Origin of the sequence: Helicobacter cholecystus (assembly GCF_003364215.1) — a bacterium.
Lineage (GTDB): Bacteria > Campylobacterota > Campylobacteria > Campylobacterales > Helicobacteraceae > Helicobacter_G > Helicobacter_G cholecystus.
In genome coordinates this window covers 117,284-143,011 of the sequence record NZ_NXLU01000001.1, presented here as the reverse complement: position 1 = coordinate 143,011, position 25,728 = coordinate 117,284, and the positions used below count along the sequence as shown (strand labels likewise).

Below are 25,728 nucleotides of genomic sequence, written 5' to 3'. Positions count from 1 at the left end.
AAACCATCAAAAAATCTTTTTAGGAGTGCTTGTCAATACAAATGAATATTGTGGAGAAAAAAGAGTAGATTTTTCTTTTTTGCACTTATGATCTTTGATGGCTTAATGATTGTGACTTGTTGTCTAAATAAATCGTCAAAATTGCCATTAAAACGTATAGGATGGGCATTTAAAAATCTGGATTAGAAATTAAAAAGTTTAAAAACTTTTAAAAGAGAAATGGGTAAAAAACTAAAAGCAAAGAGGGAGTTAGATAAAATACAAACTTTATTTCTTTAAAAAGGTAAAGAATGTGTGGGATTGTTGGCTATATTGGAAATAATGAAAAGAAAGACTTTATTCTTAATGGCTTAAAAGAGTTGGAATATAGGGGCTATGATAGCGCAGGGATTGCGACCTTAAGCAATGATGAGCTCATTACTTATAAAGCAGTGGGAAAACTTGTAAATTTAGAGCAAAAATGCAAAGATTTTAGCTCAAATGGTTTTGGTGTGGCTATCGGTCATACACGTTGGGCAACACATGGAAAGCCCACAGAGGCTAATGCCCACCCTCATGTTGCAGAGTTTAGTAATGTCATTCATAATGGAATTATTGAAAATTATAAAGAACTCAAAGAGAAATTAGAAAAAAAGGGGCATGACTTTCTTTCCCAAACTGACACAGAAGTGATTGTTCATCTTTTTGAGGAGCATCTTAATGAGGGATTAGAATGCTTTGAAGCATTTAAAAAAACAATCTCTGAACTTAGGGGTGCATATGCAATTTTACTGATTACTAAAAAAGATCCTGAAAAAATCTTTTATGCCAAAAATGCTTCTCCTTTGATTATTGGTAGGGGGGAGGGTGGAATCTATCTTGCAAGCTCTGATGCACCACTAATAGGATATGCCAAAGAGGTAAGTTATCTTGAAGATGGATCTTTGGGTTATATCTGTATGGATAATTTCTCCTCTCTTCCCAATATTAAGCAACTCCCACAAAATAAGGGCTATGCTCAAAAAGAGGGATTTAGATATTTTATGGAAAAAGAAATTTATGAGCAAAGTAGTGTTTTGCTTGAAACAATGATGGGGAGAGTAAGTGAAGGAAAAATTAATTTTGAAAATCTTGATGCTAACTTTTTTGAGGGAGTAGGAGAAATTACAATTTGTGCATGTGGGACAAGTTATCATGCAGGTATGGTAGGAAAATATCTTTTAGAGCGTTATGCAGGGATTAAAACAAATGTTGTGATCGCAAGTGAATATCGCTACGCTTCCCCAGTACTTAGAGGCGATGAATTGTTTATTGCAATTTCACAGAGTGGAGAAACTCTTGATACATTAGAGGCAATTAAATTTGTTAAATCTTATGGGAATAAGACCTTGGCTATTTGTAATGTTGATAATAGCTCAATTGTAAGAGAATGCGATGAGGTGCTTCTCACTCGTGCAGGAATTGAGAAGGGTGTGGCATCAACTAAAGCTTTTGCGACGCAAGTTATGGTACTTTGGATGCTTGCTACTTATATTGGCCATATTACAGATAAGTTAAGTGCAGTAGATGTGCAAAACCATATAGCAGATATGGTGGAGAGTGCTAAAAAAACGGAGATTTCAGTTAAAATGCATGAAAAAATTAAACGTCTCTCTAAGCGATATTTACATGGACATGGCTTTTTCTTTATTGGAAGAGATGTATTCTATCCCTTAGCTTTAGAATCCGCCCTTAAACTCAAAGAGATTAGCTATTTACATGCTGAAGGGTATCCCAGTGGAGAGATGAAACATGGTCCTATTGCACTTGCAGATACTGGACTTTTTACTGTGGCTTTGATGCCCGAGCATTTGTTGTATGAAAAAATTAAAAGTAATGTCGAAGAATTAAGTGCAAGAGACGCCACAATTTGTGCTCTAAGCTCTCTGGAATTTGAGAGTGCAGATGATATGCTCTATATCCCTTCTTGTTCATCTTATATGCAAGAGTTTTTTTCTATGATGTGTGCCCTCCAACTTTTTGCCCTAGAGATTGCAATGAGGCTTGGAAATGATATAGATATGCCAAGAAATCTAGCCAAGAGTGTAACAGTAGAGTGATGAGTATTGAAATTCAGGGGATGTTCTTAGGCTGAGTGGAGAATGTAATTATCAAAGTTTCAGGCAACATTACTTCCTAGATCTTCCCTCACTTCCTCATCTTAAGATTGAATGCAAAAATCTTAAAAAAATAGATTTTTCTTTTGCTATTTTTTTGGATGAAATTTTAAAACAGAAGAATATTACTTATGAATTAATAGATGCTCATTGTGAGGTGCTTGAAATATTCTCTCTTATTCAAAGACGCTCCGAATTTCAAATCATCCCCCACTCCTCATCATTTTTAGCAAAACTAGGAATTTGGGTTTATCAACAGGCCAAAGGTTTTTTAGATTTTTTTAATTTTTTTGGATATTTTATTGTTTCATTATTTCAAATATTTCTTCATCCCAAACTCTTAAGATTTTCTTCCTTGCTTTTTCATATGAATCATTCAGGATTTAAAGCTCTTCCTGTAGGACTTGTAACTTGTGCAATTGTGAGTTGTGCAATCAGTATTCAAGGAGTAATACAACTTCAAAAAATGGGTGTGCCATTAGCAAGCGTTGAGACAATGGCAAAACTTGCTTTACGTGAAATGGGACCTTTTATTTTAGCACTTGTTGTTGCAGGAAGAAGTGCATCAAGTTTTACAGCAGAAATTGGTGTAATGAGAATTACAGAGGAGTTGGATGCAATGAGAGTGATGGGCTTTGATTGGTATCGCTTTATTGTTTTGCCTAGATTCTTGGCCCTTGTGATTGTAATGCCCTTGCTTGTGTTTGTGGCTGATAGTGTTTCACTTTTTGCGAGTGCATTAGTGATTAAAGTGCAAACAGATATTACTTTTATACAATATATTGAAAGATTTTATGAATATGTTGGTATTTCTCATATGTGGGTAGGTGTGATTAAGGCTCCATTTTTTGGAGCAGTGATCGCATTAGTGGGGTGTTATAGAGGATTAGAAATACAGGGCAATACCCAATCAGTTGGAAAATATACTACACTGAGTGTTGTGAGTGCACTTTTTTGGATTATTGTTGTGAATGCGATCTTTTCTTTTGTTTTTACAAGGTTTGATCTATGAATCTTATACAGGTTAAAGATCTTATAACTCAATATGATGGCATTACTATTCATGACAAAATCAGTTTTTGCGTTAAAAAAAGTGAAATTTTTGGGATTTTAGGAGGGAGTGGGAGCGGAAAATCCACCTTGCTCAGAACTCTTTTAATGCTCAATCCTATAAGTGGGGGAGAAGTAAGAATTTTTGGAGAAAATCTCTGCAAACTTTCATCAAGAAAAAAAGAGCTTTTGCTTAGACGTTGTGGTGTACTTTTTCAATTTGGTGCACTTTTTAGCTCAATGAATGTTTTAGAAAATGTGGGGATTTTACTCAGTGAATATTCAGATTATCCAAAGCATATTATTGAAGAGAATTCTAAGATGTGGCTTTCTCTTGTGGGACTTTCTCAAAAGGTTTGCAATCTTTACCCCTATGAGCTTAGTGGGGGGATGAAAAAGCGCGTAGCCTTGGCAAGAGCACTTTCACTCTCTCCAGAAATTTTATTTTTAGATGAACCAACAAGTGGATTAGATCCTGCAAGTAGTGAAAAGTTTGATGAACTTATCTTAAAATTACGAGAGATTTTAGGAATTACAATTGTAATGGTTACACATGATCTTGATTCTGTTAGAGATTGTATGGATCGTTTTGTTGTTTTAGAGAAAGGCAAGATTATTTTTGATGGAAATTTAAAAGAAATGGTGCATTCAAAAGAAATTGGAGAACTCTTTTTGAGTAAGCGAGGAGAGAGGGTATGGAAAGGAATGTAAATTTTGTTTTAATTGGTGGAATCTTTTTAGCCATCATTGTGGCAATGGTTGCATTTATTTTTTGGATTGGTGGGAAATATTTGGATGAGGAAAAATACCAAGAGTATGTTGTATATTCTCCAGAGAGTATTTCAGGGCTTAGCATGGGGAGTGCAGTGCGTTATAAGGGGATTTTGGTGGGTAAGATTAAAAGTATTGGATTTAAAAAAGGGGATATGGAGAAAATAGAGATTAGACTTAATATTCTCTCAGAAATTAAACTAAAAGAAGGAGCATGTGTAATGCCAGAAAGCCAAGGCCTTGCAGGAACAACATTTTTACAAGTGATTCAAGGAAGTGGCGAGATTTTGAAAAATAAAAATGAGCTTTGTTATGAAAAAGGATTTATAGGCAAACTCTTTGAGGATGTTCAAACAAGTGGAGAAGATGTGAAAAAAATTATTGTAGGCATTAAAAAAATACTTGATGATCAAAATAGTAATAATATTAGAGAAATTATTGCCTCTTTAAAGGATGTGACAAAGAACTTAGAGCAAACTCGCAAAAATATTGATGCTCTAAGTATGAGTACAAAAGAAGCTATCGATGAGATTAATCTTGGTGTCAAAAGAGGAGATTATAATCTAAGAGCTATTGTTTCTCCTGCAATGTTGGGATTAGAATCCACAATAGGAGAAATCAATCGATTTTTTTCAAAAGCTAATTTTTTACTTGATCGATTAGAAAAAAGCCCTTATGACACTCTCTTTGGACAAAGAAAACAAAAGCAGGAAAATCAATGAAAAAGCTTATTATTTTAGGTTTATGTCTCTTTTTAAGTGGATGTTTTGAATTAAAAACCCCATTGCCACAAGTGAGTTATTTTGATCTTGATGAAAACTTTAAAGAGAAAAAATGCAAAAAGAGCATCAATCTTGGGATCAGTGAGATTCGATCTGTAGCTGTTTATGAAAATCCTTCAATGATTTTAAGAAAAGCAAATGGAGAAATTGTCGCTTCTCAAACACAAGTATGGATAGATTTGCCAAAAAATCTTTTTAAAAAAATGCTTCTAAAAAAATTTAATGCAGAGTGTATACATACTTCAATTCCCCCATTTAGTGGAATTAAGAATGATTTTCTTTTAAAAATGGAGATTTTAAATTTTGACATACTTGCGAGTGGAGAGGTAGAAATTAGTGTTTTTTATGAACTCTCAAGTCTAAAGAATTTTGAAGTGCTCAAAAGTGGAATTATTTCCCAAAAAGAAAAAGGCACCAATGTTGAATCTTTTAAAAAATCCCTTCTTGCCGTGCTTTCTAATCTTGTAAGCAAGATTAGAAATAACTCTTAAAATGTATCAAACAAAAAAAGTTACAATCTTGCCTTTATTTTTTTATAGAGTTTCCGATATAGGGAATTGAGTAAAAAATCTAGGAGGAAAATATGAAAAGATTACTCACTTTAGTATTTGCAACTTTAAGCTTTGCTTCTGTAGCATCGGCAAAATTCTATATTGGTATTGAAGGAGGGTATCTCGGACAGACAGTAACTTCCGCATATCCAGATAAAGGCGGATTTAGAACTATTTCAGCAGGGACTCTTGGTGATATTATTAAAGGATCTACTGCTTATTATGGAAGAGGCTTTGCTGTAGCTGGTATTCTTGGACAAGAAGCAAATTTTGGTGTTCTTGGTTTAAGATGGGGATTGGGTCTTGGATATTCATCAGTTGATTTTGATGATGGTTCAAGCTGGAAACAAGAAGTATTTTCAACAGAAGTTAGCTTTGATATGATTCTTAACCTTGTTAATAAGGGAAGTTTTAGTTTGGGTCTATTTGGAGGTATTGGAACTCAATATCAACTTGCACTTAACTCTTATTCACGTTTAGATAATGTTCATACTCTTGGGTTTGATGGTCGTGTAGGTTTGACAACTTTGCTTGCAAGACATCATAGAGTAGAAGTTTATGCGAAACTCCCTTTTGCACAAGTCACAAAACAGTGGCATGAAGGTGATAAGCAATCACTTGGTGGTGGTGCTAAGTCATTTATTGGTGCAGGCTATAAATATGTATTTTAAAACACCAAGCAAGAATTTTATTCTTGCTTACAGTTTTAATTGATTTTTCCAGTCTAAAATTTGATGGCTTGCTATTAAGCAAGCTCCTTTTTTTTCTAAAATAATTTCTTTAACAATCTCACATCGTTTTTGATCAAGTTCATTGAACGGTTCATCAAGTAAATATAAATCACATTCACATACAAGTACCCCTGCGAGCGCAATAAGGCGTTTTTCACCCCCCGAGAGAGAAAAAATAGAGTTTTGGGCAAGGTGAGGAATCTCTAATCTTTTAAGAATCTCTCTAGCTTGATTGAGTGCATTTTCTTGAGTATATTTTTCTTTAGCAATAAGAGAAAAAGCAACATCCTCTAGCACAATCGGTGCAATAAATTGATTGAGCGTATCTTGAAAAAGATAGGTGCTTTTAAGCTCTTTGGGCTTTAAAACCTCTCCTTCACTTGGAGATAAAAATCCTTGCAAAATTCCTAAGAGCGAGCTTTTTCCACTTCCATTTTTCCCAACTAAAAGTTTTTTCTCTCCTGACTCAATTTTAAAATCTAAGCTAGAAAAAACCTCTTTTCCATCAATTCTATAAGCAAGATTTCTTGCCTCAACCATAGAGCTCTCCTAAAAGTATGCTGATAAGCAAAAGTCCTAATGCAAAATAATCTTTGATTGTAGCAAACTCACTTAAGATACCAAGCCTACTTCCATCATATCCTCGAACTTTGAGTGTCACAGAGAGTTGCTCTGCTCGTAATAATCCATGACAGATGAGCTTACCAATTAAATAGCCATAAGCCTTGCAAGTGATGATTAGATTTGAATGAGAGGGGAGACGAATTTGGAATGTGTGTTTGCTTATTTTAAGTTCATGTTTAAGTTCATCAATCAGTTTTGCACTTAAAAAAACTAAAATATTCATTTTTTTTGGAGAAAAATTTTGTAAGGATTGAGTGATAAACATTGCTCCTCTATGGCAATAAAGTCCAAGTGCAAAAGTAATAAAAAGATTAGAAACCCAGAGGATTTTAAAACCTTTTTTCCATTCTCCTCCTAAAATAAGGAAGCTTAGCCAAAAAAGCATAAGGAGATTAAAAATTCCCAACCAAAATAAAGATTTCCTTAATGTGTGTGATAAATAGATGAATACATATAAAGCAGGTAAAAAAAGCCAATAGGAGGGAAAAAGAAAAATACATCCATATGCACAAAGTAAGAGTAAAAAATAAAAATTAGGGCGTGTCATAGAGCCCTAGGCATATATTGAAGAATAAATTTAACACTAAAAACACAAATCAAACCCTCTATACCCAATAAGGGAAGATTATAAAGAAAGATGGCCATAACACCATATTCAAGCTTAATGTGATTAGAGAGCAAGATAGCGCTCAATAATATAAGGCTAAAAAGTGCGGGAAGCGCCCCACCTAAAAACAGTTCATAGGTTTTGAGTGTTGTGATTCTAGGTTTAAGGAAATACCAAATGATAATAGTAGGTATGGAGAGTACAAGAATGTTGATACCTAAAACCCCCAATCCTCCAAAACCAAAAAGCAGGGCTTGAAAAACTAGTGCAATCGTAATAGAAAGGATTGCATAAACTCCACCAATTGCACCTATAAGACCACTAAGAATGAGATGGAAGCTTGTTGGGCCAAAGGGAATATGGATAAAAGAGCCTACAAAAAATAGTGCAGAGAGTAAGGCAACTTTTGGAATCTCTTTTTGAGGGATTTTATAGAGTGTATAAGCAAATAAGGGTGCAGAAATAGCCCATCCAGCTACAAGTGTTGGTGTATTTAAAATCCCCTCAGAAATATGCATTAATTTTTCTTTCTGCTTTTAAGTAAAGCAAGGATTCCAAAAAGTCCAAAAAGCAATCCAATGGCACTCAAAACACCAGAGTACCTCTCATAAAGAGGTTGTTGATATGTAGAGAGTGAAAAATCTTTCCCTACCTCAAAACTAAATTCTTGCGTATGTTCCCCATGATCACTTGTACCACTTACATATGCCCTATAAGTCCCTTCTTTTGGGGGAATAAAGGCAAATACACCTCTCTCATCACAATTTGCTTCCAAATAGGGAATTGCAGAATCCCCCTTATAGATTATGACTTTTGCATAGCTTGCAGGAGTAGTCTGAGAGAAATTGATATGAAAAACAAGTGCTTTATCTTCTTTGAGATCATAAAAAATTCCATGAGCCCAGATACTGCTCATGCATAGCAATGATAAATAAAATAACCGAACCATTATTTCAATTCAAATGTTAGAGAAGATTGCACAAAAAGTGTAGTAGCTTTGGGATCATCAAGCAAGGTTTTCTCAAAACTTGCAACAATGATTTGAAGCCCTTTGCTTTTAATAGGGATAAGCACTTTTCCTTGGGCATCTGTCTTAATTTGTAATTGATCATGATTTGCAATTTCCATATTTACATTCACAGCAGGTTTTCCATTTTCTAACACAAGTACAGGTAGGGTGTCCCCTACTTTTAGAGTAAAAGGATTCCTAAGAGGCACGATTTCATAGATTTCTCCTACAGGCTTAGTCATAGCATCCTGCCAAGAAAATAGGGTTTTTGTCATTTTAATGGAGTGAATTGAGCTAAAAACAATACCCTTTGCATTCATTCTATCACCTTGCACAAAGCCTTTGTGGGTTTCTACCCAATAGCCTGCATCAAAAATTGCACTCATCATTGCTGCAGTTTTTTCGCTTAAAACCAAGGCATTTTTGTGATAGTCGATTCCAGCTTTAATGGGTGTAAGATCACTATCAAAGGCTTTAACACTTAGAAGTTGAGCAGGATTGTATTTTTCAAATCCCTGATGTGTCCAAAATGCGATTTCATATTGATTTTTTCCTAAAGGCTTAGCTACAATTTGATGAGAAAAGGCTCCAACACATAATAATCCAATGATTGCAATGATTTTAAACATCAAAAACCTCCTAGAGATAAAAATGCTATTTTATACCAAAAGCAAGAGAAACAAAATTAAATTCCAAGCAAAATAAAAAATAGTTTTAATAACTTCACTAACAAAATTTATAATAAAAATTATTTTCTATTTTTATAGATATATAGGGCAATAAGAATAATTAAAGCTCCTAAAATATAGAACGTCCATTGCCAAAGAGAATCTTTAAAGAATTGTGCATTTTCCCCTTGGAGTAAATCAATAGTTTGAGGATCTTGAACGAGATAAGCTAGAGAGTAGCCTATCCAAGTGAGAATACATACCCATATTCCTGCGCCAAAAGTGGTAAAAATACAGAATTTACCTAGATTCATTTTTGCAATTCCAGCAGGGAGAGAAATGTATTGACGCACTCCAGGAAGCAGTCTCCCTACAAAAGTGCTGATATGGCCATGCTTTTTAAAAAAGACTTCTATTTTTCGCATACTCTCAGGGGTAAAAAATACATATTTTCCATACCTAAGAATAAAGGCTCTCCCCATTTTTAAAGCAAGATAATAGTTCAGCAAAGCTCCACAAAGACTGCCTCCTACTCCGCAAACAATTGCCAAATATACATTCATCTCCCCTTTGTAAATCAGCACACCTACAGGGATCATTACTACTTCGCTGGGAAAAGGAAAAAAGCTAGATTCTAAAAACATCATCATAAAAATACCCAGATAGCCCAAATTTCCAACAGTATCAACGATGAAATTAATAAGATTATGCACAATATTCCTTTGAAGAATGTCGAGTGACTGCTTTGTGTATAAGAACTATTTTCTACTTGCAATGACTTCGATTTCTACCTTCGCTCCTTTGGGTAAATCACGCACTGCAAAAGCACTTCTTGCAGGATAGGGATATGAGAAAAATGAGCTATACACTTCATTCATTTGCGCAAAATCAGAGATATCAGAGAGTAAAACTGTAGTTTTAATGACACAATCCATTCCTAATCCAAGCTCTTTTAATATTGCTTTAATATTGTTTAGGGATTGATGGGTTTGTGTTTTAATATCTTTCCCAGCAAATTCCATAGTTTCTGGATCAAGTGGAAGTTGTCCTGAGATAAAAACCAAATCTCCTGCTACTGTATATGCGCTATAAGGCCCGATTGCTTTAGGGTATGACATAATATTCTCCTTGAATCATGAAAATTTATATAATTATAGAAAAAATCAAAACCAAAAAGAAGCGGAAATGATTGAAATTGAAACATTACCAAAGGGAAGGTATTTGCTTGGTTTTTCAGGAGGGGTAGATAGCAGTGCATTATTTTTTTTGCTATTGGATTTGGGAGTAGAGTTTGATATTGCAATTGTAGATTACGGTTTAAGAGAGCAGAGTAAAGAAGAGGTGGTTTATGCTAAAAAGCTTGCACGGTTACATCAAAAGCTTTGTTTTTGCACTCAAGCCCCACAATTTATGAATAATTTTGAATCTCAAGCACGGGAGTTTCGCTATGAGTTTTTCTCACAGATCATTAAAAGAGGATACGATGGTTTGATCTTGGCTCATCAACTTGATGATCGATTTGAGTGGACCATGATGCAAATGTGCAAAGGTGCAGGGTTAAATACTTTGCTTGGATTTGATTTTGTGCAAAGTTATAGAGAATATTTAATTTATCGCCCATTGTGGAAAGTACCCAAGGCAAGTTTGTATCAGTATTGCAAGCAAAAAGGGATTGCTTATTTTGAGGATTTGAGCAATCAAGAGGAAAAATATACACGTAACATTTTTAGACAGTATTTACAACCTTTAATTTTAAAATATTCAAGAGGGATAGAGAAGAGCCTAGAATATTTAAATCAAGAAAAAAAAAGGCTTTATAAAAAAAAAGAAATTACAGAATTTGGGGATATAGCTAGTTTTCAAAGAGGAGATCAAGAAGACGATTTGCATCAGATTGACTTATTACTTAAAAAAAGGGGATATCTTCTGAGTGCACTGCAAAAAAAGGAAATTATTAAAGAGAATTTTGTTTGTGAAATTGGTGGGAAATGGATTATTGAGAGTGATGAGGGAAGAATTTATCTTTGTTCAAAGGTAAAAATAATAATGGATAAAGATTTTAGAGATTTGTGTAGAAAATTAAGAATCCCTAGAAATATCCGAGCTAATGTATTTGCTTTAGGTAAAAAACATCAAGAAATAAAAGAATTTTTTCTTAAAAACTAAAATTGATTTTCTTATTTTTTAGAAGGTAAAAGATAATTTTCTTTATAGAAAGTTTGGAGAGTTTTTAAACTTTGAATATCTGCATTTTAGGAGACATCTTTGAAAATATTCAATTTAAGAATATATTTATCTTGTAAGGTAGTATAATTTTAGAATTCTACGAAAAAATGAATAGTGAAAATATATATAGGAGGAATTATGCAAGACAATGTAAAAAGTGTCGAGTATGACTATACAATTGCTAAATTGTTTATGTTCTCAACATTACTTTTTGGTTTTGTAGGAATGCTAATAGGTGTAATTATCGCATTGCAAATGGCATTTCCTGAACTCAACTATCTCGCTGGAGAGTATGGAACTTTTGGGCGACTTCGCCCTATCCATACAAATGGTGTAATTTTTGGTTTCACTTTGAGTGGAATATGGGCTGGATGGTATTATCTTGGACAAAGAGTGCTTAAGATCTCTTATGCTGAGCATCCATTCTTAAAATTTATTGGATTGGCACATTTTTATGTCTATATGCTTGTAATGATTTTGGCTGTTATTACTTTGCTTGGTGGACTTACACAGTCTAAAGAATATGCAGAGCTTATTTGGCCTATTGATATTCTTGTTGTTCTAGCTTGGGTACTTTGGGGCGTGAGTCTTTTTGGAAGTATGGGAGTAAGACGCGAGAAGACAATCTATGCATCTTTGTGGTATTTTATTGCAACATTTATTGGAATTGCAACTCTTTATATTTTCAATAATCTTGCTATCCCAACATATTTTGTAGCAAATATGGGCAGTATTTGGCATTCGATTTCTCTATATTCAGGGACAAATGATGCAATGATTCAGTGGTGGTGGGGACATAATGCAGTAGCTTTTGTTTTAACAACTGGAATTATTGGTTTAATCTATTATTTTCTACCCAAAGAATCAGGCCAACCTATTTTCTCTTATAAACTTACACTTTTCTCATTCTGGGCATTGATGTTTGTATATATTTGGGCGGGAGGTCACCATCTCATCTATTCAACTACACCTGATTGGGTGCAAACTCTGGGTTCAGTATTCTCGGTAATTCTGATTTTACCTTCTTGGGGAACAGGAATTAATATGCTTCTGACAATGAGAGGGCAATGGCAACAGCTCAGAGAATCCCCAATCATTAAATTTATGGTTTTAGCCTCAACTTTCTATATGCTTACAACTCTTGAAGGGCCAATTCAATCCATTAAATCAGTCAATGCTCTAGCACACTTTACAGATTGGATTATTGGACATGTTCATGATGCGGCTCTTGGGTGGGTAGGATTTACGATTATTGGTATGGTTTACCATATAACACCAAGACTTTTTAAGCGTGAAATTTACTCTAAAAAAATTATTGATGCACAGTTTTGGATTATGGCCATTGGGATTATTCTTTACTTTTCAAGTATGTGGATTTCTGGAATTACACAAGGTATGATGTGGAGAGATACTGATGCTTATGGAGTATTGAGCTATCAATTTATTGATACTGTTGCGGCACTTATTCCTTATTACATCATTAGAGGAATTGGTGGAACAATGTATTTGATTGGTTTTGTGATGTTTGTTTATAACATTTTAATGACAATTAATTCAGGACGCGTTTTGGAAAAAGAACCACAATACGCAACACCTATGGCGGACTAAGGAGGAATTATGTTTCATTGGTTGGAGAAAAATCCATTCTTTTTTTCACTTGCATTTGTAGGTGTGTTTTCAATCGCTGGTCTTGTAGAAATTTTGCCTGGATTTGCAAAAACTGCAAGACCCTTAGAAGGATTGAGACCTTATACAGTTCTTGAGACGGCAGGTCGTCAAGTTTACATTGAAGAGGGATGCTATAACTGCCACTCTCAACTTATTCGTCCATTTAAATCTGAGACCGACCGTTATGGACCTTATAGCTTAAGTGGAGAGTATGCTTATGATCGCCCATTTCTTTGGGGATCAAAAAGAACAGGTCCTGATTTGCATCGTGTAGGAGATGTAAGAACTACAGATTGGCATGCTCACCATATGTGGGAGCCTACAAGTGTGGTTCCAGGATCAATTATGCCTTCATATAAACCACTTTATAAAATAAATACAGACTTTGATACAGCTTATGCTGAAGCTTATACTCAAAAAGTTGTATTTGGTGTGCCTTATGATACACAAGGTGGTGTAGAGCTAGGAAGTGTGGAGCAAGCTAGAGCAAACTATCTTAAAGAAGCTGAGCAAATTGCACAAGATATGAATGATCCAAAAATGGTTGAGGCTGTTAAAAAGGGCGAAGTTCCAAAAATTGTTGCTTTAATTGCTTATCTTAATAGCTTGGGGCAATCAAGAAGAGTGGCTCAAGGACAATAAAATGGATTTGAGCATAATATTGGCGCTACAAAAGATCGCCTATCTTGTAGTTACGCTTCTTTTGTGTGTCTTTCTCTATTCTTATATTTTTAAAATGTTTAGAGATGAAAAAAAGGGAGTCAGAGATTATGAGAGATATTCTCGTTTAGCATTAGATGATGGGCTAAATGATGAAATTATTGAAAAAAGAAAATAAGCTTAGGAGAGAGCAATGAAATGGTTAAACTTGGGCGACGAAATTAACTTAATGGCTTTTATCGCTGCAATTGTGATTTTATCTTTGACAGCTTTTGTTGTCAATCTATACACCAAGCAAATGAGAAATAAAACCCCAAAAGGAAAACTTTTAGATGAGAATTGGGATGGAATTGGTGAGTTTGCCAATAATATTCCTTTTGGATGGGGGATTTGTTTTTGTTTTGTGATTTTATGGGGATTTTGGTACATTTTTGTAGGTTATCCGCTTAAATCTTTTTCACAAATTGGACAATACAATCAAGAGGTTGCAAAATATAATGCAAAATATGAAGAGAAGTGGAAAAATCTTTCGCAAAACCAACTTGTGCAAATGGGTGAGAGTATGTTTTTGGTTCAATGCTCCCAATGTCATGGAATTACAGCAGATGGTATGAGCGGAAAGGCTCAAAATCTCACCGCTTGGGGTAAAGAAGAGGGAATTATTTATACAATTAATCATGGATCAAAGGGTTTGCTTGGACCTGATTCTGAGATGCCTTCTATGCCTTCTATGGGAGTAGAACTGAGTGCTGATGATGCAAGAGCAGTATCTGCTTATATCATGGCTGATATTTCTGAAGTTAAGCATACAAAATATCCTGCAGATGTTGCTAAGGGGAAAGAAGTGTATAACACAGCTGGATGCAATAGTTGTCATGGAGATGATGGAAAAGGAATGGATGGTGTTGCTGCAGATTTAAGTAGCTATGGGACATCAAAATTCTTAGCTGTTGTACTAAAAAATGGAAAGAAAGGCTTGATTGGTCGTATGCCTTCCTTTGATCATGCAAATTTCAATGAGGTTCAAATTAAAGCACTCTCTGCTTATATTGAATCTTTAGAGCCACAAAATTAAGGAGAGAAAGATGAATAAAATGTTTGGACTTAATGGAATTGCTGGGCTTTTACTTTTAATTATAGTGCTTTTGAGTGTGGCAATAGGTCTTGGAATTCAGGCTTGGAGAACTCAAAAAGCTCAAGCAAGTAATGCTTATATTATTCAAACAAAAGAGGTTAAGGTAAATAGTGCACAAAATTCTCAGTATTATGAGCTTATTAAATAAGGAGGAGAGAATGGAACATACAATGTTGGAGAAAATTCTTTTTGTGTTAATTATTGCAATGATTTGTATGGCAATTGTGATTCCTTTTATTCCTAATTTCTTACTCAATCTAAGTTAACATGAAGATTTTGCAATGGCTTTTACTTTTGGGGATTAATCTTGTCCCCCTAAGTGCAAAGTCCTATGTGCTTTCAAATGCTTTTTTAAATTCTAGAAGTGTTGATTTTATACAAAAGGTCTCTACCCAACTCTACGAAAAAACAGGTGTAAGTCTTTATGTAGTCTTGGTGGATCATTTAAAGGGAGAGAAAGAAGAGCGTGAAAAATATAAGCACACTATTCTTGCAGGCTTAAAAGAGCCTTATGGAGTGATCTTTTTTATTAAATCACATAAAAAAATTGATATTGTCTTAAAACCAAAAATTAATTCAATTAATCCAGATACAATTATTACAGAATATATGGTACCCATTTTAATCCAAGATAAAAAGCTCACAGATTCAACGCTCTCAGCTGCCACATTAAATGGTTATGCACAACTTGCAGATGAGATAGCAACTCACTTTCATCAAGAGTTACCTGATAACATTATCGTAGATAAAAGTGGTGCAAAAAATTTTGTGCATTATTCTTTTCTTACAATGCTAGGATTGACATTTATTCTGGTTTTAAGAATTTATTTATTGAGGAGAAAAAAAGGATGAAGAAGAATTTATGGCCCTTGGCTATTTTTGGCTTTTTAACCTTGATGGTGTGTGCAGTTATTGCAACAGTTGTTATTGCAGTCAATCATCCAGTAAGAGAAGATGATAGTTATTTCTCATCAAAGAAAATCATTGATGAAAGCATTAATGAGATCATCAAGGATCAAAATCGTTTTTGCAAGCAGTATACACTTTACTTAGGTGTAAATAAATCCCCCAAAGTCGATGGATATGCTAAATTGCTTCCTGTTTATCTTGCACAAAGTAATGCGCAAAATGTACGTCAGCTCTATCTTGAGAATCAAGACAACAATCACCTGTATGTCAAAGCACTTTGCAAGCAACCCCAAAATCTTTCTATTAAGCTGTATATGGAGAAAATTAATGCCAGACAGAGGAAAATTGACTTAGGTGAAATGCATTATGAAGAAAATAAAGGCTATTTTGCCAGTGAAGCTTTTGGAACTCTTAAAGAAGGACGCTATAAAGCAATTTTTGAGGTGAGTTATCTTGAAAATGATCGTCCTAAAAAAATCTTTTTTGAGAGAGAGGTGTATGCACGCTAGAAAGGGCTTTATGCTCCTTGAAGCACTTGTTTCCCTGCTTATTTTTACTCTGATTGTTTCTCTTTCTTTCTTTTTGATTTCACTCAAAAAACCCTCAGTCTTTTCTCCTACTTTAGCACAACAACGTCAAATCCATACCCTTAAGACTCAGCAACTTCAAAGTGGAGAAATTAAACTTGAATTTAAAATTGGGGAGTGGTATTTGAAAAATGAGCGGTATTTATTGATTCAGGATGTGTTGTGAAGAGGGGGTTTGCACTCCTTGAAACCTTAATTGCCTTAATCATATTTTCGCTTTTATTCATTGGGGGAGCAAGATTATTTTTAATGCTTTATAAGCAAGAGCATGCATATCAAAAGAGTTTTCAAGAGGGGATGCGTGTACAAAATGTTTTTTTCCTCTTGCAAAATTACCTCTATAATTCTTTTTTTATCCAAACCTCTGCCATAGGATTAAATTTTTATCCCTTAGATTTAGAAGCCTATCACTCCACCTCTTTCTCTCCTCTTGTGCATTTTCTTACAGATAAAAAACTCACCCTCTCATATCTTCCTACTCATTCTGCTTTTTTACTCTCTTTACCACAGCAAGAGCTTTATCCTATCGCATCAGCACATAAACGAACACTAGAATTTTTCAAAAAAGTAGAGGGAAAATATTTTCTCCCCTTACAAAAGCAATTCATTCTTAGTTTTCATCACTCTGCACTTTATCTCAATGAACAAATTCTTTTAGAAAGAGTGAGGGATTTTTCTATTAAAGAAAATCAAGTTTGGATAGAAATAAAAATTTGTCTTATACAATGTTATGAGTATGGGTTAAAAAAGGGGAAAGTGTATGAGATATTATAAAAGGGGCTTTTATAGTGTATTTTTTCTCACTTTACTTGTGGGAGTGGGAATCATGATAGGAATATTTTATGAGCTGGGTGCGCGCAGTTTTAAGAGCAGGGAACATTATTATCTTCAGCTAAGATTTTATGATGAGGGTGTGCCTATGATCGCAAGAGCTTGTCTTAAACATTATTCGCTCAAAGAGTGCAAAAGTATGAGTTTTGTTTTTGGCGATTATACGATTGCTATTGAGATGATTGCTCAAGATGCTGAGGCAATTTTACTTGATAGTATGGTGCAAACTCAAGATTTGCTTAGTGGGCAAATCTTGAGAAAAGTTTCTAGAAGAATCCTTATTTCTCATTCGCCCTAGTTTTAGCATAAATAAGAATTGCAATTGAGGCAAGAGTCATAATAAGGCTAAGAATCTGGCCCATACTCAAAATCCCATAATAGCCCATTTGTTCATCAGGTTCTCTATAAAATTCAGCAATAAAACGCATCAGTGAGTAACTGAGTGCATAGACTCCAATCAGTGCTCCATCAAATTTAAAAAACTTTTTACAAATCCATACAATAATAAAAACACAAATTCCCTCTAAAAATGCCTCAATGAGTTGACTGGGGTAGCGTAATGCTCCATTAATATAGATCCCAAAAGGTTTCCACAATACATCATTTTCTGGAATAATACGTCCGTAAAGTTCATGATTAAGGAAGTTTCCAATACGACCAAAGACATATGCAAGAGGAATGCTTAAAGCCATTAGGTCAAGGTACTTGAATAAATTAAGATTTTTAATTTTTGCATAGATATAACTTGCAAGTAAAAATCCAATAATAGCTCCATGGTAACTCATTCCTGAGATTCCTACAAAATCACCTCGAGCATTAAAGGGGTTAAAAATTTGCCAAGGAGCAGAGAGATATTCCCATCTTTGGGGAGAATAAATTAGAATATATCCAAGCCTTGCTCCCAAAATCACACCAAGTTCTGCGAATAAAAAATAGTTCTCTAAATCTTTTTTGTCAATCTCACTAAAACGAGGATCTTTCCTAAAAAGACTTGCAAACCATAAGGCACTAATAAGTGCTAAAACATAGGCAATTCCATACCAATGGACTTTCATTGAGAAAATTTCAAAAGCTATAGGGTTAAACTGTGAATACCAATCATTCATCATCGCACCTTTTGATATTTAACATTGAATTTTTCAAGTAAAAGCAATTCCTCTAATGCTCTAAAGCAAGAATAATGCAAGATAAGCAAATGGATTTCATAGCCATCAATATTGATATATTTAAGCAATAAACCCAAAATACTCAAATCAATTTTAGGTTGCTCAAAGCTGATCGTCACTCGCTTAATATCTGAATTTTGAGCCAAGGTTGAACAAAAATAATCTTTAAAATTTATCCAATCCCTTTGTGCTCTAAATTTATCTGCACAAGTAATTCTAATTATTCCTTCTTCAAGTGTATGATGCAATCTCATTGCATAAGATCCTTGAAGATTTTTGGCATTTTTGAACTGATTTCATAGTTAAAGAGTTTGATTTTGTGTGCATGAAGCATCAATCGCTTAGCATTGCTTCCACCATAAAGGGTGTCTCCAAATATGGGGTGATTAATACTTTGAGCATGTACGCGGATTTGATGTGTACGTCCTGTTTTAATCACGGCTTGGATTAAAGTTTTTTTTCCACTGATTTGTAGAGGTGAGATTAATGTGAGTGCAGGAAGCCCATCTTTGCTGATTTTACTCTTTGCAAAGCCTTTTTTGATAGTGAGAATGGGGCGGTTAATTTGCACCTCTTCACTTAAAATCCCATTGACAATGGCTAAATATTCTTTATAGACATTTTGTTTTTTAAATTCTTCTTTAGCCCTCTTGTGAAACTCACTTCCCTCTTTGATCAGTAAAATCACACCACTGGTTTCTTTGTCTAAGCGGTGCAATAAACTCCAATCTTTAAAAAACTTACACAAATCATAGCTCTCAATAAATGCAGGTTTTTCCACTGCAAGAAGATTTGTATCTTGGAATAAAATCTCAGGTTTATTCACTTTTTCAATTACAAAAATACTTTTTTCACTTAATTCTCCTCTAGCAATACTCAGACGCTTGCCATTGACACTTACAAGTCCTCTATCTATAAGTGTTTTAGCTTGAGCATTTGAGATTCTTTCTTGGAGAGCTAGGAGTTTATAAGCCTTTTCCATTTTTCCTCTTTTGCAGATCTAGATTATAGATTTAAAATTTTATCTTTTTTGGTTTGGATAGATTTTTTAAATTTTATTATAGTTAACCCTAAGAGAGACATTCTTAAGCAAATGTCTTCTATCTTGGTTGAGTTGGATTAAAAATTTCTTTGAACAATATAGTGAATATCTCCACCCTTCTGGACAATATCAAGCAAATCGTAGCCATAGTTTTTTACATCAATAGGAATCGTGTGCATGGTTTGAGGGCAATCACTCACAATCTCTAAAATCTCTCCCTTTTTTAATTCCTTGAGTGCTTCAACTCCTTTAATTGCAGGATATGGACAAGACTCGCCTTTTAAATTAATATGATAGGTAATTTCATAATTTTTCATCTTAAAAAACTCCTTGCCTAATCTTTGCTTGCACTCTTTTTTCAATAAGTAAAATTATAAGCAATAGCACCATGAGGAGAGTGTAATTTATAAGTAATCCTCCATAATTCCCAAAACTCTCTAAAAGATTGATCTTTGGAAAACTTGTTGCCAAAGCCTTGTCATAAAATTTCCATGTATAAGCCAATATTACAGAGCCAATAAGATTGCCTACTCCTACAATAATATATTGCATTTGCCCCCTTGTTGCACGATAGAGCCAGCCACATTCACAGCCACCAGCAAGAGTGATTCCTAGACCAAATAAAAAACCACCTATAATAACATTTAATCCTACCCAAGTGACTTTGGGATGTACCCCAAGCATAATAAAAGCAAAAATACCAAGAGTGGAGATAAACATTCCCAAAACAATAGCCTTGGCAACCATTCCGCGACCTAGAAGGAATAAATCTCTAAAAGCAGAAGTGAAGCAGACTTGTCCTTTAGCAATTACAAACCCAAAAGCCAGACCAAAAAGACCTGCAATGCCTAGGACTGATTTTTTTTCTCCAAAGCTATCACTTTGCATCAACCAAACAATAGTCCCCAAGCTTATAATGAGGAGCAACACTCCCCATATAAAAGTATCTTTGTTTTTTTGAGGTTGACCTTTATAAGCTCCTTTTACAAGTTTTGCCCTAGATTGTAAAAAAGGCATTTGAATGATTTTTATTCCTGTATAAATCCCTATAATGCTCATAAGCGTAAAAAACCAAGCATGCAGACTAAATTGAGGAATTCCTGTAAAAAAACTTGCCAAGTTGCACCCCATTCCAAGTCTTGCACCAAATCCAGAAATGATCCCTCCAATGAGTGCTTGAATCATCCTTATTTTATTTGCAGGCATTGTTAAGTGAAATCGGCTGGCAAAAAGTGTTGCAATGAAAGCTCCTACAAACATCATCATCAGCATAATCCCATCCACTCTTTCCCACCAATGCCCCTTAAAACCAATGACATGAAAATATTCCCAATTCTTAACATCTACTCCAAATAACTCTAAAATTCCCCCTCCCCAACGTGTAAATTCCCCAGTTACTGCCCAATGTTTGCCTGTGATACCAAAAAAATAAGTTGAAAGGACAGCTAAGAACAAAATAGAATAAAAGGGATTCCAAAATTTGATTAAATAAGTTTCCTTGAAATGTTTCCACATAGAATATCCTTGTTGCAGTATTTAAAGGATTTTTTAGAAAGTAAGAAGAAGTCTAAAAAATGCTATTGTCAATCCTTGACACTAAGAGGCGCATTATATCACAATTAAGATATAAGGGATGATTTTAGTCTTGAATGAATGAAACCAATTCATCAAGCTTATTTTGGTATTGTTTGATTGAGGAGTGGGGGAGGGATTTATAATTTTTGAGCTTCTCTCCCAAACTTTCGCCCTCTATTAATTCGTATCCTTCTATAAGAGAGAATAGAGCATGTTGGTTATGGATATGTTTTCCACTTAAGATTGGGGCATGAAAGAATGCGGGTTCAAGTGGATTATGTCCTCCTACAGGAATAAAACTTCCACAAAGAATCACGCAATCTGCAATACGGTAGAAATTATTCAGTTCCCCTATTGCATTCACAAGCACCACATCCCCCCAAGATTGTTTATAGGTTGAGAAGGTTTTGGTATATTTTTTACACTCTTGTTTGCAGATATTTTGAACTTCAGTAAATCTTTCAGGGTGGCGTGGAACAATGATGAGTGTAGCATCGAGATTAAGAGGCAGAAAGGCTTGAAGAACAAGTTTTTCCTCATCTTTATGACTAGAAGCACAAAGGATAATGTCACGCTCTTTTGTGTAGTGGTGTGTGATTTGAGGTGTAGAGAATATTTTAAGATTGCCAAAAGATTCTACATTTTTTGCCCCCAAACTCTCCAACCTGTCTTTATCTGTTTGACTTTGAGCAAAGACCTTATCAACATATTTAAACACTGAAGTGTAAAACCATTTCATTTTTTGATAGTTTTTAAGTGAATGATTAGAGATTCTGGCATTGACAAGCAGAGTCTTTGCCCCCATACTTTTTCCTATCCAAAAGAGCATTTTCCATAGTTCTGCTTCTGTAACAATAAGTGTTTTGAGATGTTTGAGATAAGGACGATAAAAGGGGAGAAAAATCTCAAAGGGAAGATAGTGGATAATAAAATTATGAGGATTATTCTCTTTAAAGGTGTGCAAATAGGAGTAACCCGTATTCGTGGTACAGGTCAGCAAAATTTTAGCATAGGGTTCTTTTTGTATTAGGGTTTTTAAAATAGGTTCATAAGATTTACTTTCCCCAAAAGAGCAGGAATGGAACCAATATGTAGGAGAAAACTCTAGGGCAAAGTTTTTAAGAAAGAATCGTGCAGGGATAGAGTGAGAATATTTTTTTTTAAAAGACAATAGGAAAAGAAAAGGAAATACAAAAATATAGGTAAGAATAAGTAAAGAATAATAGCCAAGAGGAAAAGATTTTTCCATCCTGTGCATTTTAATCTTCTTGGATATAAAGGATTCTTCCGCAATGTGGACAGGTGATAATATCATCACCTTTGAGTATCTCGCTATAAACACGATCACTGATTCTAATAAAACATCCACCACAAGCTTGTTTATATACAGGCACAACACTTGTATTTTTTGCCCATTTGCGGATTTTTTCATAGAAGAGGACAATTTTTTGATCCATTTTTTCTACGATAATGGCTTTTTTCTTTGAGATTGCCTCTTGCTCTTTATGGATTTCTGCAAGTTGGACAGAAATAGTTTTTTCAATTTCTACAATTTCAGTATCAATTTTTGTGATCTCTTCTTGGATTGCATTGATTTTTTCATCAACGTTATCTTTAAGGGCATCAAGACGATTGAGTTCAGAGTTTTGGTAAGTGATTTGCTCTCTTGCTAATTCCTCTTCAATATTTAAGGCTTTGAGTTCCTTTTCGGTTTTAACTTCACTCATTTTCTTACCGAGTTCTTCAAGTCTTGTATTTTGAATTTCAAGAGATTCATTACTCTTTTGAATTTGAAGTTCATAGGTCTCTTTTTGTTCTTCTAGATTGACAATCTCTAGTTTTTTTGCCTCTTTTTGATAGAGTTTAAGGTTGAGCTCTTTTTTGATTTGTTTAATTTTTGGCTCCATCAAATCAATTTCTTTGTCCAACAAAGAAACATCAATGAGCTCTTTTAAATATTTATTCATTGTCTTTCCTTAGGTTTAGAAAATTCTAGAGGATTTTTTAAAGGGCTTATTATAGCCTCATAGCCAAAATTTTTCAAATTCTTATGCAAAATTTGTGCAAAATATTTTTCACTCTCATAATGTCCCACATCAATGAGTGAGATTCCAAGACTTTGTGCAAGCATTGCATCATGGTGTTTGATGTCTCCTGTAATAAGACAACTATGCGGGGGAAGATGTGCAATCAGTGAAGCACCACTTCCGCAGCAAAAATATAGCTGCCTAATTTCTTGGTGGGCTTGAACAAATTTATAATCTGAAATTTGCATTTTCTCCTCAATTTTTTTGCAAAGGAGATTAAAAGTGATCTTTTGATTGCATTTAAGGGCGTAAAGATAGGGTTCTAAAGGAAAAAATTCTAAAAGCTCTTGAGCGAAAAAGGGATTAAGATGTGTGAGATCAAAGTTTGTATGCATTGCAATAAGCGCACAATTTTTAGCAATAAGAGTATAGAGAATATTGCTTGGATAAGTTTGAGGATCTAGGTTTTTTGTTGGAGAAAAAATCAAAGGGTGATGAGTGATAATGAGTGAGTTTGCTTGAATACTTTGTGCTATATTTTTATCAACTTCAAGACAGAGATAGATTTCTTGAAATTCTTGCTCAAAATTTCCAAGATTTAACCCACTATTATCCCATTTTTCTTGCAGAGAAAAAGGAGAGAGTTCATCACAAATTTGATAAATATCTTTGACTTTTGGCATAAAAAACTCGCTTGTTAATAAATCTGATATTATGCCAAAGAGTTTTTATTTTTAGGAAAGGTAATGGTTGGAAGTTATGTAAATTTGGAGGTAAGAAAGATTTTACCCTTTGGCGCAATCTTGGGAGAAAAAGAAATTCTACTCCCTAAAAAATATATGCCACAAGACTGCCAGATTGGAGACACTCTTGAGGTATTTGTTTATACAGACAGTGAGGATAGAATTATTGCCACTACACTTAAACCTTATGGGGTTTTAGATGAAATTGTGGCATTGGAGATTGTGGATATTGTAAACAATGGTGTTTATCTTGATCTTGGGATTGCTAAAGATATCTTTATGCCTCATCAATTTCCCTATTCTCTTAAACGTGGAGAGAAGAGAGTGGTAAAAATCCAAAAAGATAAAGAAGGGAGATTAATTGCTAATCCGATTTTAAAATTTATCCCTTGCAGGGATAAAAGCAAGCTCAGAACAAAATCTTTTGCTAAAGTATATCGCAAGACCCCTTTAGGCTTTGAGTGTGTAGTGGAAGAGAAATATCAAGGAATGCTTTATGATAATGAACTCTTTTCTGTTTTGTCTATTGCTCAAGAAGTGGAAGTTGTGATAAAAAATATTCGTCCTGATGGGAAGTTGGATTTAAAGCTTGTGCAAGAAGATGAAGTACAAAGCTTGCTTAAGACTCTTAGAGCTAATGCAAATACTTTAAAACTTACAAAAGATAGTGATCCACAAGAGATTTATAAAATTGCAAAAATGAGTAAAAAAGCTTTTAAAAGAGCATTAGTAAAATTAGCGGATCGAATAAATCAATCCCAAGAGGGGATTACCCTCTTAAGATAGCTATTTAAAAAGTGGCACAAGTGCAATAACCGCAATCACAATAGGTGCAATAAAGGCAATGATGATATACCAAATTTCAAAAAGAATAGGTGAGAGATAACTTTGAGTGAACTCTCTAAGTCTTTTCTTGCCAATAACATAAGCACTGAATATAAGGATAAAAAATCCTCCCGCAGGCATTATGAATTTAGAAGTAAGAACATCCATCCAATCAAAGAGATTTTTTCCTCCAATACTTAAGCTTGCCTCATATTCTTTTGTAATAGAAAGAACTACAAAAACAGCCACAATGCTGATGAGAGCACAGCAAATCCATGTTGCTTTTGCCTGCCCCCAATTGAAGCGATCTTTAAGGTAGGATACTGCAGGTTCAACGATAGAAACAGTAGAAGTGATTCCTGCAAATGCTACACAGAGCATAAAAAGAAAAGAAATAATATTTCCCCAAATTCCCATTTTTCCAAATACAAGGGGGAGGGAAATAAAGAGCAATCCTGGTCCAGCACTTGCCTCACCATTAAACTGAAAAATAAAAGCAAAGATCATTAATCCTGCAACAATAGAGATAAATAATCCTGAAATTACAACCCAAATTGAGCTTGAAAGTAAATTTTCATTACTGTCAGCATAGGCTCCATATATAAGGATTGTTCCAAGTCCAAGAGAGAGGGCAAAGAAGACTTGCCCCAAAGCACTTAAAACTACATCACTTGTAAGTTTTTCAGGTTGGAAAGCAAACATAAATTCCCATGCTCTTGGAAATGAATCAAGTGTACAAGCATAGGCAAGTAGTCCAATGAAGATAATAAAAAGTAGGGGCATTAAAATAAGATTAAGCTTCTCAATTCCTGCTTTTACTCCTTTGGAAACAATATAGCCTGTGAGAATCATACAAGCAAGCATTCCTGCAATTTGAGTAGAGATTGAACCTGTAGCAAGAGTTTCAAAAGAATTTTTAGCACTCTGTAAATCTTGAGGCAATGAAAAACTCCCAACAAAGAGATAATAAAGTACCCAACCAAGCACAACTGCATAAAAAGTCATAATCATTGGTCCACCAATCGTGATAATACCAATAAATTTCCAAGTACTTTTTTTATTTGGCTCTAAAATTACGAAACTATCTACAGGGTTTGATTTGGCTTTATTTCCAATAAGCATTTCGGCAATCAACATTGAGACACCAATAACAAGTGCTAGAACAAGATAGAAAAGTACAAATGCCCCTCCTCCGTTCTGTCCAGCCATATAAGGGAATTTCCAAATATGACCTAGACCAATAGAGCTACCCAAAGTAGCAAGAATAAAGCCTAGTTTGCTGAAGTTATTCATTACTTCCTCCTTAATTTGAAAATTCTTAAAAGGTTTCGATTGTATCTAATATTTTAAAAAAGTATCATTAAATTTGCCTTCTGCGACAAAAAATAGTGTATAAATTGCCTTCA

At 34.4% G+C, this 25,728-nt stretch carries 34 protein-coding genes; 18 read left to right on the top strand and 16 right to left on the bottom strand.

Translation table 11 applies throughout. The features are described from left to right. Positions 1–290: 290 nt before the first annotated feature. From glmS to CQA62_RS00845, 6 genes are all read left to right on the top strand, one after another. A complete protein-coding gene (gene glmS / locus CQA62_RS00870; protein WP_104723776.1) occupies positions 291–2,078 on the top strand; it encodes a glutamine--fructose-6-phosphate transaminase (isomerizing) in 1,788 nt (595 codons plus the stop codon). A 106-nt stretch (positions 2,079–2,184) separates the two neighbouring features. Then, positions 2,185–3,147 carry an MlaE family ABC transporter permease gene (locus tag CQA62_RS00865; protein ID WP_428839056.1) on the top strand — a complete coding sequence of 321 codons (963 nt, stop codon included), beginning with the start codon at positions 2,185–2,187 and terminating at the stop codon, positions 3,145–3,147. Further along, the gene (locus tag CQA62_RS00860; protein ID WP_104723772.1) at positions 3,144–3,896 is read left to right on the top strand and encodes an ABC transporter ATP-binding protein; all 753 of its coding nucleotides are present in this window, start codon (positions 3,144–3,146) and stop codon (positions 3,894–3,896) included. Before CQA62_RS00865 ends, CQA62_RS00860 begins: the two co-directional genes overlap by 4 nt. Then, on the top strand, positions 3,881–4,678 hold the full coding sequence (locus CQA62_RS00855; RefSeq protein WP_104723770.1) for an MlaD family protein: 798 nt from the start codon (positions 3,881–3,883) through the stop codon (positions 4,676–4,678). The genes CQA62_RS00860 and CQA62_RS00855 overlap by 16 nt, the downstream gene beginning before the upstream one ends. Continuing rightward, positions 4,675–5,229 (top strand): ABC-type transport auxiliary lipoprotein family protein, encoded by a 555-nt coding sequence (locus CQA62_RS00850; RefSeq protein WP_104723768.1) that lies wholly within the window; start codon positions 4,675–4,677, stop codon positions 5,227–5,229. The genes CQA62_RS00855 and CQA62_RS00850 overlap by 4 nt, the downstream gene beginning before the upstream one ends. Positions 5,230–5,321: 92 nt before the next feature. Then, on the top strand, positions 5,322–5,960 hold the full coding sequence (locus CQA62_RS00845; RefSeq protein ID WP_104723766.1) for an outer membrane beta-barrel protein: 639 nt from the start codon (positions 5,322–5,324) through the stop codon (positions 5,958–5,960). A 27-nt stretch (positions 5,961–5,987) separates the two neighbouring features. On the opposite strand, the gene CQA62_RS00840 is transcribed toward CQA62_RS00845, so the two are convergent. The 7 genes from CQA62_RS00840 to CQA62_RS00810 all read right to left on the bottom strand — a co-directional run bounded on the left by CQA62_RS00840 (position 5,988) and on the right by CQA62_RS00810 (position 10,049). Continuing rightward, positions 5,988–6,560, bottom strand: coding sequence for an energy-coupling factor ABC transporter ATP-binding protein (locus CQA62_RS00840; RefSeq protein ID WP_104723764.1), 573 nt, complete (start codon positions 6,558–6,560; stop codon positions 5,988–5,990). Further along, a complete protein-coding gene (locus tag CQA62_RS00835) occupies positions 6,553–7,050 on the bottom strand; it encodes an energy-coupling factor transporter transmembrane component T family protein (protein ID WP_126498355.1) in 498 nt (165 codons plus the stop codon). Before CQA62_RS00835 ends, CQA62_RS00840 begins: the two co-directional genes overlap by 8 nt. Positions 7,051–7,187: 137 nt before the next feature. Then, positions 7,188–7,769 (bottom strand): cobalt transporter CbiM, encoded by a 582-nt coding sequence (cbiM, locus tag CQA62_RS00830; RefSeq protein WP_104723760.1) that lies wholly within the window; start codon positions 7,767–7,769, stop codon positions 7,188–7,190. Further along, a complete protein-coding gene (locus CQA62_RS00825; protein ID WP_104723758.1) occupies positions 7,769–8,167 on the bottom strand; it encodes a hypothetical protein in 399 nt (132 codons plus the stop codon). The genes cbiM and CQA62_RS00825 overlap by 1 nt, the downstream gene beginning before the upstream one ends. Positions 8,168–8,199: 32 nt before the next feature. Continuing rightward, complete coding sequence (locus tag CQA62_RS00820) at positions 8,200–8,889, bottom strand: DUF4198 domain-containing protein (protein WP_104723756.1); 690 nt, start codon at positions 8,887–8,889, stop codon at positions 8,200–8,202. Positions 8,890–9,008: 119 nt separating this feature from the next. After that, the gene (locus CQA62_RS00815; RefSeq protein WP_408609845.1) at positions 9,009–9,644 is read right to left on the bottom strand and encodes a DedA family protein; all 636 of its coding nucleotides are present in this window, start codon (positions 9,642–9,644) and stop codon (positions 9,009–9,011) included. Positions 9,645–9,686: 42 nt separating this feature from the next. Then, positions 9,687–10,049, bottom strand: coding sequence for a RidA family protein (locus tag CQA62_RS00810; RefSeq protein WP_104723754.1), 363 nt, complete (start codon positions 10,047–10,049; stop codon positions 9,687–9,689). Between the two features lie 64 nt (positions 10,050–10,113). Here CQA62_RS00810 and tilS point away from each other — a divergent pair, with 64 nt between their 5' ends. The 11 genes from tilS to CQA62_RS00755 all read left to right on the top strand — a co-directional run bounded on the left by tilS (position 10,114) and on the right by CQA62_RS00755 (position 17,242). Beyond that, complete coding sequence (tilS, locus tag CQA62_RS00805; protein ID WP_104723752.1) at positions 10,114–11,094, top strand: tRNA lysidine(34) synthetase TilS; 981 nt, start codon at positions 10,114–10,116, stop codon at positions 11,092–11,094. 198 nt (positions 11,095–11,292) lie between these two features. Next, positions 11,293–12,762 (top strand): cytochrome-c oxidase, cbb3-type subunit I, encoded by a 1,470-nt coding sequence (gene ccoN, locus CQA62_RS00800; protein WP_104723750.1) that lies wholly within the window; start codon positions 11,293–11,295, stop codon positions 12,760–12,762. Between the two features lie 9 nt (positions 12,763–12,771). Next, complete coding sequence (gene ccoO, locus CQA62_RS00795) at positions 12,772–13,464, top strand: cytochrome-c oxidase, cbb3-type subunit II (RefSeq protein ID WP_104723748.1); 693 nt, start codon at positions 12,772–12,774, stop codon at positions 13,462–13,464. A gap of 1 nt (position 13,465) precedes the next feature. Further along, complete coding sequence (locus CQA62_RS00790) at positions 13,466–13,660, top strand: cytochrome c oxidase, cbb3-type, CcoQ subunit (protein ID WP_104723746.1); 195 nt, start codon at positions 13,466–13,468, stop codon at positions 13,658–13,660. A gap of 15 nt (positions 13,661–13,675) precedes the next feature. Further along, positions 13,676–14,557 (top strand): cytochrome-c oxidase, cbb3-type subunit III, encoded by an 882-nt coding sequence (gene ccoP / locus CQA62_RS00785; protein WP_104723744.1) that lies wholly within the window; start codon positions 13,676–13,678, stop codon positions 14,555–14,557. A 10-nt stretch (positions 14,558–14,567) separates the two neighbouring features. After that, positions 14,568–14,765, top strand: a complete 198-nt coding sequence (locus CQA62_RS00780; protein ID WP_104723742.1) for a DUF4006 family protein — start codon at positions 14,568–14,570, stop codon at positions 14,763–14,765. Positions 14,766–14,893: 128 nt separating this feature from the next. Then, complete coding sequence (locus CQA62_RS00775; RefSeq protein WP_170125567.1) at positions 14,894–15,469, top strand: TPM domain-containing protein; 576 nt, start codon at positions 14,894–14,896, stop codon at positions 15,467–15,469. Further along, positions 15,466–16,035: a hypothetical protein gene (locus CQA62_RS00770; protein WP_104723738.1), complete on the top strand. Its 570-nt coding sequence runs from the start codon at positions 15,466–15,468 to the stop codon at positions 16,033–16,035. Before CQA62_RS00775 ends, CQA62_RS00770 begins: the two co-directional genes overlap by 4 nt. Then, complete coding sequence (locus tag CQA62_RS00765) at positions 16,025–16,279, top strand: hypothetical protein (RefSeq protein ID WP_104723736.1); 255 nt, start codon at positions 16,025–16,027, stop codon at positions 16,277–16,279. The genes CQA62_RS00770 and CQA62_RS00765 overlap by 11 nt, the downstream gene beginning before the upstream one ends. Further along, on the top strand, positions 16,276–16,887 hold the full coding sequence (locus tag CQA62_RS00760; protein WP_104723734.1) for a PulJ/GspJ family protein: 612 nt from the start codon (positions 16,276–16,278) through the stop codon (positions 16,885–16,887). The genes CQA62_RS00765 and CQA62_RS00760 overlap by 4 nt, the downstream gene beginning before the upstream one ends. Next, entirely contained in the window at positions 16,874–17,242 is a 369-nt protein-coding gene (locus tag CQA62_RS00755) for a hypothetical protein (protein WP_104723732.1), read from the top strand. The genes CQA62_RS00760 and CQA62_RS00755 overlap by 14 nt, the downstream gene beginning before the upstream one ends. Here the strand turns inward: CQA62_RS00755 and lgt are convergent. The 8 genes from lgt to CQA62_RS00715 all read right to left on the bottom strand — a co-directional run bounded on the left by lgt (position 17,223) and on the right by CQA62_RS00715 (position 23,437). Next, a complete protein-coding gene (lgt, locus tag CQA62_RS00750) occupies positions 17,223–18,050 on the bottom strand; it encodes a prolipoprotein diacylglyceryl transferase (protein WP_104723730.1) in 828 nt (275 codons plus the stop codon). The genes CQA62_RS00755 and lgt overlap by 20 nt on opposite strands. After that, on the bottom strand, positions 18,050–18,364 hold the full coding sequence (locus CQA62_RS00745) for a hypothetical protein (RefSeq protein ID WP_104723728.1): 315 nt from the start codon (positions 18,362–18,364) through the stop codon (positions 18,050–18,052). The genes lgt and CQA62_RS00745 overlap by 1 nt, the downstream gene beginning before the upstream one ends. After that, complete coding sequence (locus CQA62_RS00740; protein WP_104723726.1) at positions 18,361–19,092, bottom strand: pseudouridine synthase family protein; 732 nt, start codon at positions 19,090–19,092, stop codon at positions 18,361–18,363. Before CQA62_RS00740 ends, CQA62_RS00745 begins: the two co-directional genes overlap by 4 nt. Positions 19,093–19,229: 137 nt before the next feature. Further along, positions 19,230–19,469, bottom strand: a complete 240-nt coding sequence (yedF, locus tag CQA62_RS00735; RefSeq protein WP_104723724.1) for a sulfurtransferase-like selenium metabolism protein YedF — start codon at positions 19,467–19,469, stop codon at positions 19,230–19,232. Position 19,470: 1 nt separating this feature from the next. Next, positions 19,471–20,667, bottom strand: a complete 1,197-nt coding sequence (gene yedE, locus CQA62_RS00730; RefSeq protein WP_104723722.1) for a selenium metabolism membrane protein YedE/FdhT — start codon at positions 20,665–20,667, stop codon at positions 19,471–19,473. A 124-nt stretch (positions 20,668–20,791) separates the two neighbouring features. After that, positions 20,792–21,985, bottom strand: a complete 1,194-nt coding sequence (gene waaA / locus CQA62_RS00725; RefSeq protein WP_232006747.1) for a lipid IV(A) 3-deoxy-D-manno-octulosonic acid transferase — start codon at positions 21,983–21,985, stop codon at positions 20,792–20,794. Position 21,986: 1 nt separating this feature from the next. Next, entirely contained in the window at positions 21,987–22,694 is a 708-nt protein-coding gene (locus tag CQA62_RS00720) for a zinc ribbon domain-containing protein (protein ID WP_104723720.1), read from the bottom strand. Next, positions 22,691–23,437: a Nif3-like dinuclear metal center hexameric protein gene (locus tag CQA62_RS00715; RefSeq protein WP_104723718.1), complete on the bottom strand. Its 747-nt coding sequence runs from the start codon at positions 23,435–23,437 to the stop codon at positions 22,691–22,693. The genes CQA62_RS00720 and CQA62_RS00715 overlap by 4 nt, the downstream gene beginning before the upstream one ends. A gap of 63 nt (positions 23,438–23,500) precedes the next feature. Here CQA62_RS00715 and CQA62_RS00710 point away from each other — a divergent pair, with 63 nt between their 5' ends. Beyond that, complete coding sequence (locus CQA62_RS00710) at positions 23,501–24,283, top strand: CvfB family protein (protein ID WP_104723716.1); 783 nt, start codon at positions 23,501–23,503, stop codon at positions 24,281–24,283. Here the strand turns inward: CQA62_RS00710 and CQA62_RS00705 are convergent, their stop codons facing one another. Then, complete coding sequence (locus tag CQA62_RS00705) at positions 24,284–25,615, bottom strand: sodium-dependent transporter (protein ID WP_104723714.1); 1,332 nt, start codon at positions 25,613–25,615, stop codon at positions 24,284–24,286. Positions 25,616–25,728: the final 113 nt, after the last annotated feature.

Excerpts from the sequence above, each read along its gene's own strand:
- glmS (WP_104723776.1), top strand. The coding sequence starts at position 291 with ATGTGTGGGATTGTTGGCTATATTGGAAATAATGAAAAGAAAGACTTT.
- CQA62_RS00860 (WP_104723772.1), top strand. The coding sequence starts at position 3,144 with ATGAATCTTATACAGGTTAAAGATCTTATAACTCAATATGATGGCATT.
- CQA62_RS00855 (WP_104723770.1), top strand. The coding sequence starts at position 3,881 with ATGGAAAGGAATGTAAATTTTGTTTTAATTGGTGGAATCTTTTTAGCC.
- CQA62_RS00850 (WP_104723768.1), top strand. The coding sequence starts at position 4,675 with ATGAAAAAGCTTATTATTTTAGGTTTATGTCTCTTTTTAAGTGGATGT.
- CQA62_RS00845 (WP_104723766.1), top strand. The coding sequence starts at position 5,322 with ATGAAAAGATTACTCACTTTAGTATTTGCAACTTTAAGCTTTGCTTCT.
- CQA62_RS00840 (WP_104723764.1), bottom strand. The coding sequence starts at position 6,560 with ATGGTTGAGGCAAGAAATCTTGCTTATAGAATTGATGGAAAAGAGGTT.
- cbiM (WP_104723760.1), bottom strand. The coding sequence starts at position 7,769 with ATGCATATTTCTGAGGGGATTTTAAATACACCAACACTTGTAGCTGGA.
- CQA62_RS00825 (WP_104723758.1), bottom strand. The coding sequence starts at position 8,167 with ATGAGCAGTATCTGGGCTCATGGAATTTTTTATGATCTCAAAGAAGAT.
- CQA62_RS00820 (WP_104723756.1), bottom strand. The coding sequence starts at position 8,889 with ATGTTTAAAATCATTGCAATCATTGGATTATTATGTGTTGGAGCCTTT.
- tilS (WP_104723752.1), top strand. The coding sequence starts at position 10,114 with ATGATTGAAATTGAAACATTACCAAAGGGAAGGTATTTGCTTGGTTTT.
- ccoN (WP_104723750.1), top strand. The coding sequence starts at position 11,293 with ATGCAAGACAATGTAAAAAGTGTCGAGTATGACTATACAATTGCTAAA.
- ccoO (WP_104723748.1), top strand. The coding sequence starts at position 12,772 with ATGTTTCATTGGTTGGAGAAAAATCCATTCTTTTTTTCACTTGCATTT.
- CQA62_RS00790 (WP_104723746.1), top strand. The coding sequence starts at position 13,466 with ATGGATTTGAGCATAATATTGGCGCTACAAAAGATCGCCTATCTTGTA.
- ccoP (WP_104723744.1), top strand. The coding sequence starts at position 13,676 with ATGAAATGGTTAAACTTGGGCGACGAAATTAACTTAATGGCTTTTATC.
- CQA62_RS00780 (WP_104723742.1), top strand. The coding sequence starts at position 14,568 with ATGAATAAAATGTTTGGACTTAATGGAATTGCTGGGCTTTTACTTTTA.
- CQA62_RS00770 (WP_104723738.1), top strand. The coding sequence starts at position 15,466 with ATGAAGAAGAATTTATGGCCCTTGGCTATTTTTGGCTTTTTAACCTTG.
- CQA62_RS00765 (WP_104723736.1), top strand. The coding sequence starts at position 16,025 with ATGCACGCTAGAAAGGGCTTTATGCTCCTTGAAGCACTTGTTTCCCTG.
- CQA62_RS00755 (WP_104723732.1), top strand. The coding sequence starts at position 16,874 with ATGAGATATTATAAAAGGGGCTTTTATAGTGTATTTTTTCTCACTTTA.
- lgt (WP_104723730.1), bottom strand. The coding sequence starts at position 18,050 with ATGAATGATTGGTATTCACAGTTTAACCCTATAGCTTTTGAAATTTTC.
- CQA62_RS00745 (WP_104723728.1), bottom strand. The coding sequence starts at position 18,364 with ATGAGATTGCATCATACACTTGAAGAAGGAATAATTAGAATTACTTGT.
- CQA62_RS00740 (WP_104723726.1), bottom strand. The coding sequence starts at position 19,092 with ATGGAAAAGGCTTATAAACTCCTAGCTCTCCAAGAAAGAATCTCAAAT.
- yedF (WP_104723724.1), bottom strand. The coding sequence starts at position 19,469 with ATGAAAAATTATGAAATTACCTATCATATTAATTTAAAAGGCGAGTCT.
- yedE (WP_104723722.1), bottom strand. The coding sequence starts at position 20,667 with ATGTGGAAACATTTCAAGGAAACTTATTTAATCAAATTTTGGAATCCC.
- waaA (WP_232006747.1), bottom strand. The coding sequence starts at position 21,985 with ATGCACAGGATGGAAAAATCTTTTCCTCTTGGCTATTATTCTTTACTT.
- CQA62_RS00720 (WP_104723720.1), bottom strand. The coding sequence starts at position 22,694 with ATGAATAAATATTTAAAAGAGCTCATTGATGTTTCTTTGTTGGACAAA.
- CQA62_RS00715 (WP_104723718.1), bottom strand. The coding sequence starts at position 23,437 with ATGCCAAAAGTCAAAGATATTTATCAAATTTGTGATGAACTCTCTCCT.
- CQA62_RS00710 (WP_104723716.1), top strand. The coding sequence starts at position 23,501 with ATGGTTGGAAGTTATGTAAATTTGGAGGTAAGAAAGATTTTACCCTTT.
- CQA62_RS00705 (WP_104723714.1), bottom strand. The coding sequence starts at position 25,615 with ATGAATAACTTCAGCAAACTAGGCTTTATTCTTGCTACTTTGGGTAGC.